At 63.8% G+C, this 11,418-nt stretch carries 9 protein-coding genes; 1 reads left to right on the top strand and 8 read right to left on the bottom strand.

All coding sequences use genetic code 11. From position 1 onward, the window contains the following. Nucleotides 1-42: 42 nt before the first annotated feature. Complete coding sequence (locus tag CV1CTNOD_RS23435; RefSeq protein WP_131788104.1) at nt 43-684, bottom strand: TetR/AcrR family transcriptional regulator C-terminal domain-containing protein; 642 nt, start codon at nt 682-684, stop codon at nt 43-45. A gap of 90 nt (nt 685-774) precedes the next feature. Between CV1CTNOD_RS23435 and CV1CTNOD_RS23430 the strand changes: the two genes are divergently transcribed. Then, complete coding sequence (locus CV1CTNOD_RS23430) at nt 775-1,395, top strand: nitroreductase family protein (protein ID WP_131788103.1); 621 nt, start codon at nt 775-777, stop codon at nt 1,393-1,395. A 168-nt stretch (nt 1,396-1,563) separates the two neighbouring features. Here CV1CTNOD_RS23430 and lysS read toward each other — a convergent pair whose 3' ends face one another. The 7 genes from lysS to CV1CTNOD_RS23395 form a co-directional block, all read right to left on the bottom strand. After that, nucleotides 1,564-3,480 carry a lysine--tRNA ligase gene (lysS, locus tag CV1CTNOD_RS23425; protein ID WP_131788102.1) on the bottom strand — a complete coding sequence of 639 codons (1,917 nt, stop codon included), beginning with the start codon at nt 3,478-3,480 and terminating at the stop codon, nt 1,564-1,566. 480 nt (nt 3,481-3,960) lie between these two features. Continuing rightward, the gene (locus tag CV1CTNOD_RS23420; protein ID WP_165485692.1) at nt 3,961-5,319 is read right to left on the bottom strand and encodes an ABC transporter substrate-binding protein; all 1,359 of its coding nucleotides are present in this window, start codon (nt 5,317-5,319) and stop codon (nt 3,961-3,963) included. Nucleotides 5,320-5,609: 290 nt separating this feature from the next. Then, entirely contained in the window at nt 5,610-7,631 is a 2,022-nt protein-coding gene (locus CV1CTNOD_RS23415; protein WP_131788100.1) for an ATP-binding protein, read from the bottom strand. Nucleotides 7,632-7,929: 298 nt separating this feature from the next. After that, nucleotides 7,930-8,271 (bottom strand): hypothetical protein, encoded by a 342-nt coding sequence (locus CV1CTNOD_RS23410; RefSeq protein ID WP_131788099.1) that lies wholly within the window; start codon nt 8,269-8,271, stop codon nt 7,930-7,932. 264 nt (nt 8,272-8,535) lie between these two features. After that, the gene (locus CV1CTNOD_RS23405; RefSeq protein ID WP_131788098.1) at nt 8,536-9,288 is read right to left on the bottom strand and encodes a type III pantothenate kinase; all 753 of its coding nucleotides are present in this window, start codon (nt 9,286-9,288) and stop codon (nt 8,536-8,538) included. After that, nucleotides 9,288-10,529, bottom strand: coding sequence for a carboxylating nicotinate-nucleotide diphosphorylase (nadC, locus tag CV1CTNOD_RS23400; protein ID WP_242606963.1), 1,242 nt, complete (start codon nt 10,527-10,529; stop codon nt 9,288-9,290). The genes CV1CTNOD_RS23405 and nadC overlap by 1 nt, the downstream gene beginning before the upstream one ends. After that, on the bottom strand, nt 10,529-11,418 hold an 890-nt coding region (locus CV1CTNOD_RS23395), incomplete at its 5' end, for an FAD-binding protein (RefSeq protein WP_131788128.1). The genes CV1CTNOD_RS23395 and nadC, both read right to left, overlap by 1 nt.

The following is an 11,418-nucleotide window of genomic DNA, read 5'->3' as shown; positions in this document are numbered from 1 at the left end:
TGGCGATGGTGTGATGGGAGTTGGTCGTGCCCCATGCGTCCGTCAGCTGACGGACGCGCGCAGACCGGCGATCAGAAGATCCAGCTGGAATGCGAAATCCTGCACGCAGTCGGACTCGGCGAGCGCGGGAAGAATTCGGCACAGGCTCGGCGTGTCCGCTGCGGTCACCATTGTGATGAACCAGGAGCCGGCCGGCTCGGTACGCTCGGCCCTGGTGCCCGCGATGCCGACGGTATCCGTCAGGACCGTCCCGAAGACCAGCCCCAGCACCGACCGGTAGCCGCGGGCCGCGGCACGCTCGTCGAGTCCCGCATCCAGCAGTGTTTCGAGCAGCGCGTCGATGACCTTCAGCGCACCCACCGAACGCGGGTTGGCCTGTTCGGCGGCAAGCGCGCGCATCGCCACCGAATGCCGGGTGAATGCGGCATAGAGCTGCTCCGCCAGCAGCCGCAGCCGTTCCTGCCAGGGCAGACCCGGATCCGGCAGGGAGATGCTCTCGAACACCCGCGCGGTCATACCGTCGAACAGGTCTGCCTTGTTCGCGACATGGTTGTACAACGACATCGCCTCGACACCCAGCTCCGCCGCAAGCCTGCGCATCGACAGTTTGGCGATGCCCTGCTCCCCGGCCAGCCGGAGCGCGGCGTCAAGGACCTTCTCTCGATTCAAGGTCTCCCGCGCCACGGGACGAATCTACCGCTCCACCGGAGCAGGCTTACAGCGTAAATACCTATGTGGTAGGCTTACGGTGTAAGTATGCGTCCTGGAGGACTCATGGATGTCGAAACCCTGTTGACCACCACCCGTACCGTTCGCCGCAAACTCGACCTCGACCGGGCCGTCCCCATCGAGGTGATCGAGGACAGCCTGCGCATCGCCCAGCAGGCCCCGGCGGCTGGCAACCTGCTGAGCGCGTTGCGTTGGGTGATCGTGCGGGACGCCGGGCTCCGCGCGAAGATCGCACCGATCGTCCGGGGCGCCGCGGCCACGATCATGCCCCAGCGCGAACAGCTCACCGAGGAGCAGAACCGCGTCATGAACTCCGCCCGGCACCTGCTGGACAATCTGGAACGGGTCCCGGTCCTCGCAATCCCCTGCCTGCCTGGCCCTCCACCGCAGGGTCACGTCTACCAAACCAGCTACTACGGGTCGGCCTACCCGGCGATCTGGAGCTTCCAGCTCGCCCTTCGTATCCACGGCCTCGGTAGCTCGATGTGTGCCTACCATCTGATCGACAAGGAGCCCGAGGTCTCGGCCCTGCTGGGCATCCCCAGTGACGTCAGCCAGATCACCATGCTCGCGGTCGCCTACACCACACAGACGGACTTCCAGCCGGCCGTGCGTCCACCGGCCGAGGAGATCACCTACATCGACAGCTGGAATCGCCGCCCATAGACACCACGAAGTCCGCTGAGAGAGCGCCCTGAGAACCTGGGCCTCCGGCAGCACGAGAAAAGCATCATCGCGTTGCCTTTGGCCCTTCAACATCTTCTACCTGTGTGTCCTACAGTGCCCTCCGGCATGTCTGGATCAAGACTTGGAGCAGCGTCCCCGTCGGTTTCTTCACGGTTCGCGGCTGGATGGTGAGCTCGACACGACGGGGCCGGTGACGGCAATATCTCGACCGATCCGCGTGCCCAGTTCCCTGAGGAGTTCCGTGGCCTGACTTTCGAACAGGGAGCGTTCCGTCGCGAGGTCGTTGCCGATGCCTTCGCCGGCGGCGAAGCCAACTCGTCGCAGATGCCTCTTACCATCCTCCTGCGTCACCGTCAGCTCGATCCCACCGGCCGCCCGGACGTAAAGCACATCATCGGCGAGGAAGGTGTCCTCGGTAGCACGGAACACGAGATTCGCGAACACCGAGGTGGCTTTCGGCGCTGACTCCTCCAGCCATTTCTCTACCTCGGAGTAGTCTAGAGCCGTCTCGCGCCAGAAGGCACCCTCGTCCAGGGAAAGCTCGGCGAGACGCCCTATTACGAATTCCTTGTCCAGAAATGCGAGAAGATTCCCCGCCCGCGGCCCCGAAGCCCTTCCGAAAAATACCGTGTAGACCGCTTCGAACGCATCGCGCTGCTTGAGCGGCGTCATGCGAGCCGCGTCGAAGAGAGTGGCCTGAATAATGTCCGGCTCCCACGGGCTCGACTGCAGGCTCTGCCCGACGAGATGCAGGAAGGCAATCTGCGTTGGGCGGAGGAGACCCGCCTCCGGAGGAAGAGCCGTCTTGAGCTCCAGATGTTCCTCCGGCGCCGCGAAGTGCTCAAGCCAGTATCGTGCGCTCTCCACGCGGCGAGTCAGATGTTCGAGTTCCCGGGGGTCGAGGGGCCTTCCCTTAAGTCTTTCCACCTGCTGTTCGACACTTATGTGGGGAAGCTGCACCAGGCTCGCGACAAGATCGAATGGGGGAGCGTAGTAGTCGGGATCCCCGTCGAGTGCCGACAGCCGATAAAGCGCACCGTCGATTTCACCAGCCGTGGTCCGCGCGCGCACCCGATCGAAGTCGCTGTAGAGCCGGGTGATCCTCTCCGCGTCAGGATGGAAATCTACCGTCTTGTTGGGCTGCGTGCGCACCATCAGAAAACGCAGGAGCTCCGGCGGGAGGAGATTTGCCATTCCTCGGGCGGAGACGCCGACCCCGCGCGAAGAACTCATCTTCGCGCCACCCACCAGGAAGAACTCGTAAGGAATGTTGAGGGGCGGTACATCGCCGAAGATTTCCTGCAGACATCGCGTGGCCACGTTACGAGATCCACCGGGGGCATTATGGTCCTTGCCCGCCCCCTCGATGGTCACCGGGAAGTGATGCCACTTGGCAACCCATTCAAGCTTCCAGGACAGCTTGCCGTTACCCCCGAAAGGCGAAACGCGACCGCTGTTACCACAGCCCTGCGCCCACTTGACCAGTGCTGGCTCGCAGCGGTACGACACGGTCTCGCCGTCATAGGCGTGCACACGGGTCGTGCCCACTCTGCCGCAGCGCTCGCATATTATCTGGAAAGGAAACCAGTCATCGGGCCGGCGGGTGTTGGCCACCTCCCGGTCGATGCGCCGGACTTTGTCCGCGTTGCGCAGGATGATGTCGATCTCCACGTCGAACGACCCATTACGGTAAATATCACGCATGCGGTACGTGGTCGCATTGATCTGAAGTTCCCGAAAGACGTCGAAGAAATCCCGGATGTAGTGTTCGGCCAGGCTGTCGGCGTCCGAGCCGGGCGGTGGCGGAACATTACAGAGCGGAACTCCCAGGTACTGCCTGAACTGCTCGCCGCCGATGGCGGGAAGCTCGTCCAGCGGATCGTAGTCGTCGACCCCGAACAGGTAGCGGACCGGCACATCGCGCTGCAGCAGGCTGCGGTACACGGCATCGTGGATGAGCGCACCGCGCAACGCGCCGACGTGCACCGGCCCGGAGGGGGTCTTGGAGTCGTTGACAACCTGTGGGCCGGCCACCTCCTGGGCCAGCCGGTCGCTCCACAACATGCGCTGGTGTTCTCCTCCCCGCCGTCTCGGTCCGAATCCCGTGGTCACGAACCTGGTTCGAACCTGGATAAGGACCTTGTCGATCGTAGCGCACCGTTCGCGACACACTGCGAACGATCAAAAGGGCGGTTGATCGGCAGCCCCCGGCAAGGTCAGGGCCTGGCTGTCTGGCGTGGCCCCTCGATGACCTGACCGGACTACTGCTGCGATCTGCCTCACTGCGTCGATCCCCACGTCGATCCGGTGCAGGCCGTCGACCCAGGCGTGGTACAGCGGGGTCAGGCCAGGACCGCTCGAGCAGCTCCGGCCCGCCCACGCCGCACAGATCTGCCATCGGCCCCACCGCATGGACGGATGTGAGCCGGCCATCGTTCACCTGGACTTTTCACCGGGCCCGGTCCGTCCTAAGACAGCTCGTCCCAACGGATGGCGAAAGTGCTGCGGGCACTGCGGGAATGGGCCATCCGTCGGGACTCATGCTCACCCGCAGGTAGTCATGGGGTCGAGTGGCTTTCCGGTTGGCCAGGCCAAGTCCTGCTGGGTCACCGAACCGTCGGGCTGGATCTGGAGGATGGGCATGGATTTGTCGATCGGGTTGCCGTCCGGGCCGAACGCTATAACGCCGCTGGCCCCGGGAATGGTGTTGGTGCATCGGAAGCGGAGGAAAAAGGCGGCGACTGTGCTGGGGTCCGTCGTGGCTTGAGTATTCTGTCGGGCGGCAGCGGCCGCGGTGAGAACTGCATCGTGACTCATCATGGCAAGACCGTCTGTGAGGTCGCTTTGAGGGAATCCGGTCTTAGTGAACGCCTCCGCGAACTCATCATAGTTCCTGCGATTGTCCGAGTCCGCTGGGAAAGAATTCCACTGATCGCCATGCGCGAGGGCCGTATAGAATAGTCTGAATTTCAGAGAGTCGGAGGACGGTATTTTCTTGCCGACCAGATCGGCCGCGTCGTCGCCGGTCATCACGTCCAGTGACTTGAGCGAGCACGCGCCGCCCTCGGACAGTGCCTTCATGAAAGATCTGAGATCTGCGCTCCGGCCGGCGAAGTAGATCAGATCGGGCTGGATCGCGCAGATGTCGCTGTGCATCTTGGTGAACTGGTTCGTCATGTATATGTCGCGGTCCGCGCCATTCAGTTTGCTGTCCGGGGATCGGTAGGTCTCGGTGTAGTCCAGTTCGGCCTTGTGCTGTGATTTGTAGGCGGTGGTGAAGGCCGAGGAAAGGGTCTGCGCGTAGCTGTCCGTCCGGTTATCGTCCTGAATCAGGAGGATCTTCTGGTAGTCATGATTCGTGATATACGACAACGCCGCTTGTGCCTGATCGGTGTTGAGTGGCGCCACCCGAAAGAAGTTCTGGATGTGTTGTCCGTCGGGGCCGGTGTTCATGTCGTCGGCAGTGATGACCGAACCCACGGTGGCGATACCGGCATCGGATAGGGCGGCGACGGCTTGCTTGGTCGTATCCAGGCTCTGCCCGATACCGCTGACCGCGACAATATGCTCGCCTTGGGCCGCCTGCTTGATCGCCTCCACTGCCTCACGCCAGGAATCGGCCCGGCTGCCGTAGTTGGCGAGCAGCAATTTGATGTTCGGGCTCGTGCCGCCGGCCACTGCCTGGTTGTTCGCCCGCCACACCGCGGCCATCGCGCCCTGGATGCGATGCTTCAGGGCCTGCAGGTTGTCGCTGTCGCTACTCGAATCCGGGGTCATGTTGTCGAGCAACACGATTGTGCCGAACGGGCGGTTGACCGTTGAGTTCTGCTTGACCAGGCTGTCTTCCAGGTCGGCCAAGGGGTCAGTCTTCGTGAACCCTGTCGAATCCAGGTCGATACCCACGCAGGTGCGAAGTGTTCCGATCGCGATCAAACCCCGCCCGCATGGTGGCTGTCTCCACGGATGCCATACCACAAGTGTAACGGATACAACAGTGAGAAAAACTAAAACGATGACCGAACTGACGATCCAGTGCTGTCGTGGCCAACGGCGCGGAGTGACCAGGCGAAAGCGCTTGTGATCTCGCCCACCACGCACCCTGGAGGGGACGAAACGATGGAACGGGGGCATGGTCGAGTCCGTTTTCTGTCAGAACAGCGGGTTGGCAGTAAGCTGAATGGCGTTATGCACCATCATGAAAATTGAAGGTCATCTATGTCGGACCGTCGGGACAGCAGACGCAGTTCTTGATAGGTGCTTATGATGATGTTCGTCTGACGTGGATCGGGCATGGCGAAAGGATTGGCTGCCAGCCAACTGGTTACTACGAGTCGGGTGACGGTGTTGCGGAGTCGAGATCGATCCTGCGGCGTGTCGAGGGCGTCCTCGTTGACCAGTCGCTGGTAAAGATGGGAGCAGCTTCGATCAAGCGGCAGGTTGTCGGGCGCTCGCACCACCAGCCTGAGTCGGCTGGTCCACTCTTTGTGTGGCTCCTGGTCAAAGCTGGCCTCGAAAGCACTCACCACTTCGCTGATCTGCCTGAGTGCCAAGTGGCAATAGGATTTACGAGCTGGGTCGTTAAGGGTGTCCGGATCGTTGAGTAGCGTCTCAAACTGAGTCGTGTAAGAAGGGCGATTCTGGCTGGGATTTCGTTGTGCGAGAGCAGATACGAGAGTTCTGGCGAGCCACGGGTGCAACTCGGCGTAGTTTGGGGTTCCGCCGCCATGGGCCGGCGTGGTGACCCACAGAGCGGTCCGTAGCTCGGTAAGGATGCGCCCGACGTGTGGAAAAAAGATCATATCCTCTGCGTCGCCGCGTACCAGCCATGGCGCGGTTGCGAACGGGGCAGCGCTGATAAAATTCTCGATCTCGATATCCGGCAGATACTGGTTCAGACGCATGTTGTCCAGGCGGACACGCCAGGGATCAGCGTTGGGTGCCGCTGGGTCAGACGGCCCGAGAACGTTGCGAGCACCGGGTGGGAACTCCTGATTACGCAACAGCGGCGCAATCGAACAGACGGCCGCAGGCAGACCACCTGTGGCGCGCTGGGCCAGGATGCTCTTGGGATCACGCGGAGCGGTATCCAAAATCCGGGCAATCTCGTTGATGCTGAGCGGTTCGAGCAGCACTGGGTAGTATCTAGACCGTGGGTGTTCGAAGGTTTGATTGTTGAACCAACGTTTGTACGTGGCTGTACGGGACGGTGGTACCGTCCATGCCTGATTTGGTCTGTCCGGCTCGGCCAGCCAAGGCGGGCGCCACTCTGTGTTCCAGTCCGCGTTCCATCGACCACTGGTCGCGATGACCAGGAGCGGGTCGTGCTCTCCCGGATGTAGGCGGAGGTGATGCTTCCGGGCCGCCAGCAGGTCGGTGATAAATGTTCCGCCACCCTCATGGTCGAGGTTATCCAACAGGAGTAGCCAATTGTGCCGGTGCCGTTGTTCTTCCGGGTTGTCACAGGCGCACGGACTGCCCGGGTCCGGCCGGGCCATCCGGGGATAGCTGTCCCGGACGTCGGCGAGAAAGGCATCGGTGAGCCAGGCCGTCACATCGGCGTCGTGGCGATCGTGGGCAAGCCGGTTCAGGTCGACGAGCGCATCAAGCGGTGATGCGCCCATTGCCTGGAGAGCGGCAGCATGCCAGCGTTTGGCTTTGTTCAACGGTCTACGTGCGACGGTCCGGATCAAGGAGGGAAGTATTTCCCTGATGACATTCGCAACAGGAGTAGGGATGAGACCTGAATTCTCTGCGGTCGTAGCCAGCGTCGCTACATTGGTGGTAACGGTTTCTATTTTGCGAGTACGGAGGAATTCGTTAATCTTGACTTCTAGTTTGTCCATCGCCTGCTGGCGGGACATCTCGTTCAGTTGTGTTTGTATCGCGATCATACCGAGGGCGAAGCGGGTGAACTGTGCTTTGGGGCGCGCCCTCCATTTGCGGGACAAGCCAAAGGCGAGGCGAGTGAGCACCTCGATGGTGGTGGCTGGTTCAGTACGATCGAGCTCAGCGTGACCAAAGTCGAAACGAGCGTTTATTACATCGATATCACAGGTCTGTGCAATCGATTCGAGGGTATGCGTCTTACCCGCACCGACTGGCCCCAATAAAACCACAATGGGTAGCGGGCGAGATTGTTTCACGTTCTTATAGTTGAACAGCAAGCCTTTGGTAAGCATCGATACCGTTTCTGGTTGCGCCTCGACGGGCGGCATGGGGTTCCTCCGAGATGCTGTGTCCTAGAATTCCTAGGAGGCTGTACGCCGAAATGTCCACCCTGGTCGTTCCTGCATCGGACACGGGTACGGCTGGTGGAGCCGGCGTTTTCGTGCGGTCCTGTAGCCGGGGTGCAGACCGGGAGCGCAAGGTGTGGACGCGGCTGGGGGATGTCTATGGTTCGCTTATGGGCGAGGTGGAGACAGGGGTGCGGCGGGACGGCGAGGACCTAGCCGGCGAAGGAACCGGCGCGTATGGGTACCCTCCGGCCGGTCCGCTGGCCGAGGCTGCCTGCAACTAATTCCCGTCGGGGCGGGGTCGGCGACATCGGCGGGGACGGGCGGAGGGCTGAGCGGGATAGCTCGGGAGAGCCGTTCGACGAGGGGAGCGGTGACCCTCGATGGTGAGTGCGGCTATGGGGGCGGTGACTTGTTCAGAGACGGCGGTAGCCAGGGTGATGCCGGTGTTGACCGCGAGGTGGACGAACTCGGCGACCGCGTAGGCATAGCCGCTGGCTTCCTGGGATTTACCGGTCTGCCACGGCCAGCAGCTCTGTCGGCGGACCGCCATATACAGATCAAGGCTCTCGAAGGCAAGCCCACCGGACAGACTCCGCGGCACCACCTTGACCCCTGCCATGGCAGGCATCGTAGCCGATCGGCAGAAAGAGACTACTGATGGCACCAGACCGGGCACCGTCGTGTGGACGGATGTCAGGCGTCAGCGTCCGATTGTTGTGATTACATAGTTGTTAGGTATTTCTGCTGATGGGGAGATGGGTACCTGTGAGGAACACGTAGAGGTTTAGGTTGGCCTTGAGATGGACGCCGGGTCGTGTCGGGCGATGTCTGAGTTCATTGACGAATGTGAACTCCATGAAACGGTGCGGTGTCGCCGGGGTTCCTACGTGTTTTTCTCGAAGATTAGGCGTAGGCCGATGAGGGTCAGATGCGGTTCGTGGTGCTGGAGTGTCTCGCTCTCGCGGATGACGAGGGGGGCGAGCCCACCGGTGGCGATGACTACGGGTTCGGCGTTCAACTCGTTGGTGATGCGGCGTACCAGGCCGTCCACCTGGCCCACCACTCCGTAGATCATGCCAGACTGGAGGCACTCGACCGTGTTTTTCCCGATCACCGATCGTGGTGGTATGAGCTCGACATTGCGTAGTTGCGCCGCCCTTGAGGCTAGCGCGTCCAGGGCGATCTCGATACCCGGAGCGAACGCGCCACCGAGGAACTCGCCCCGGCTGGAGACCACGTCCAGGTTCGTGGACGTCCCGAAGTCGACGATTATCGTCGGGCCGCCGTAGAGGTGATGGGCGGCCAGCACATTCACGATCCGATCCGCCCCGGCCTCCTTGGGATTGTCGATGAGAATCGGCACCCCTGTTCTCGTGCCCGGTTCCACGACGACCGCGGGCACCTCGTGGAATGCCCGCACCACCATGCGCCGGATCTCCCGCAGGGCCGCCGGCACGGTCGAGCAGACCGAGATGCCATCGACGTCGTAGTCCATGAGCAGGCCACGGAACAGCAGCGACAGTTCGTCCGCGGTCGAGTGCGGGTTGGTGCGCACCCGCCAGGAATCCGCGAGGCGGTCGCCGTCGAAGACGCCCAGGACGGTGTTGGTGTTGCCGATGTCGATCGTGAGCAGCATCAGGCTGTCCCCGATCCGGTGCCCAAGCCGGGATCGGCGCTCGAGCCGGGATCGGTGTCCGAGCCGGGATCGGTGTCCGAGCCGGGAGCCAGGTCCGGGTCCGGATTCAGGTTCAAATCGAGGTCCAGACCCAGGTCCAGTGCGGGTGCCGAGTGGGTCAGCGCCCCGATCGCCAGATAGTTCACGCCCGTCTCGGCGACGCGGCGGGCGATGTCGAGGGTCAGTCCTCCGCTGGCTTCCAGTTCGACCCCGTTCGGACGGGCGATCGTGACCGATTCGCGCAGATCATCCAGGCTCATGTTGTCGCAGAGGATCAGGTCCGCGCCGGCCGTCACGGCCTCGGCGACCTGAGCCACCGTGTCGCACTCGACCTCGATGGGCAGGCCCGGGAATCTCGCCCGCACCGCGGCGAACGCCGCCGCCACCCCACCCGCGGCGACCACGTGGTTGTCCTTCACCAGTGCCGCGTCCGCCAGCGACATCCGGTGGTTGCGCCCGCCTCCGCAGCGCACCGCGTACTTCTCCAACGCACGCAGTCCCGGAAGGGTCTTGCGGGTGTCACGGATCGACACCCCGGTGCCGTCCACCGCGTCCACCCACCGCCGGGTTGCCGTCGCCACCCCGGACAGGTGGCACAGCAGGTTCAGCGCCGTGCGTTCCGCGGTGAGCAGCGCGCGGACCGGGCCCGCGACGGTCAGCACAGCGTCCCCGGGGCTTACCCGGTCGCCGTCCGAAGCGATGATCTCGACGTCCAGTCCACCCGTCCAGCCACTCTCCGCCTTCGTGTGTTCGTCGGAGATCTCACCTGTCAGGTGGACATCCGGCAGATCCTGCCTCGGGTGGACGCCCGGAGAGTCGTGCCACACCGCGTACCGCTCGGCCAGGACCACCTCGAAGACAGCCGCGGCTACCGGCAGGCCGGCGACGACTCCCCGTGCCCGTGCGACTATCGCTCCCCGGCCGTGCAGCCCGGGTGCCACGATCGCGACCGACGTCGTGTCGACCGCGCCCCGCCTGCGGACTCCGGGGTCCACCGGACCCGCTGCGCTGGCTCCGCGTTCCACCGGAGCACCTGTGTCCACCGGACCACCTGTGTCAACCAGCTCGCCTGTGTCCACTCCGGAATCCGCTAGGCCTTCGGGCAGATCCTCGGCGACGGCTCTGCGGACGAGCTCGACGAGTGCGTCCGGATCGAGTCCGGCGGACACCAGCACGCCGCGGGTCTCTGATGACAGCGGCATCAGGCCGCGTCCGAGGCGGGCCTGGCAGCTCCCGCGCGGCCCGACAGAGGTGGACCGTCTGCGGCGTCCAACGGCTCATATGTCACTGAAATCTCACCTTCCGCGTCCAGTCGGGTGAGAATATGGCCACGCCACTGTGCGTCGTCGGTGGTACCGAAATCTTCCCGCCAGTGCGAGCCGCGTGTTTCCTGGCGCATTGCGGCAGCGGTGACCAGCGCCGTGGCGACGGTCCGCAGGTTGGTCATCTCCCAGGCGTCCGGGCCGGCGGTGACCGTACCGCCGATCCGTAGGTCCCCGAGCGCGGCCAGCGCCTTCGTGGTTGCCCGCAGGCTCTGTGCGCTGCGCAGCACCCCGGCGCCGTCGGCCATGGTGCGGGCCAGGTCGGCGCGGGCCGCCGGGTCGGCGAGCCCCGCGGAGCCGCGTCCCACCACCGGGTTCGCGGGCTTTGTCGGGGTGGGCAGCCCCCGGGCGAGGTCGGTGCCGATGCGGGCGGCGAAGACCAGCCCCTCCAGCAGGCTGTTGGACGCCAGCCGGTTCGCTCCGTGCACACCCGTGCACGCGACTTCGCCGCACGCGTACAGGCCGGGGACGCTGGTACGCCCCCAGGTGTCGGTGCGCACACCGCCGCTGGCGTAGTGCGCCGCCGGGGCGACCGGGATCGGTTCGCGGACGGGATCCACGCCGGCGGCGCGGCAGCGGGCGGTGATCGTTGGGAAGCGCCGCAACAGAGTGGAGCTGCCCAGGTTGCGGGCGTCGAGGTACAGATGGTCGACGCCCTGGGCGGCCATCACCCGTGACATCTGTTTGGCGACGACGTCCCGCGGTGCCAGGTCGGCGAGCGGGTGGACGCCGTCCATCACCCGGTGTCCGGCGGCGTCCACCAGGTGGG

Source organism: Protofrankia symbiont of Coriaria ruscifolia (genome assembly GCF_900634745.1).
GTDB lineage: Bacteria > Actinomycetota > Actinomycetes > Frankiales > Frankiaceae > Protofrankia > Protofrankia californiensis.
This window is presented reverse-complemented; position numbering and strand designations above follow the sequence as displayed.

Bases quoted from the DNA above. Each gene is read 5' to 3' on its own strand.
- CV1CTNOD_RS23430 (WP_131788103.1), top strand. From the start codon at position 775: ATGGATGTCGAAACCCTGTTGACCACCACCCGTACCGTTCGCCGCAAA.
- lysS (WP_131788102.1), bottom strand. From the start codon at position 3,480: ATGTTGTGGAGCGACCGGCTGGCCCAGGAGGTGGCCGGCCCACAGGTT.
- CV1CTNOD_RS23415 (WP_131788100.1), bottom strand. From the start codon at position 7,631: ATGCCGCCCGTCGAGGCGCAACCAGAAACGGTATCGATGCTTACCAAA.
- CV1CTNOD_RS23410 (WP_131788099.1), bottom strand. From the start codon at position 8,271: ATGGCAGGGGTCAAGGTGGTGCCGCGGAGTCTGTCCGGTGGGCTTGCC.
- CV1CTNOD_RS23405 (WP_131788098.1), bottom strand. From the start codon at position 9,288: ATGCTGCTCACGATCGACATCGGCAACACCAACACCGTCCTGGGCGTC.
- nadC (WP_242606963.1), bottom strand. From the start codon at position 10,529: ATGCCGCTGTCATCAGAGACCCGCGGCGTGCTGGTGTCCGCCGGACTC.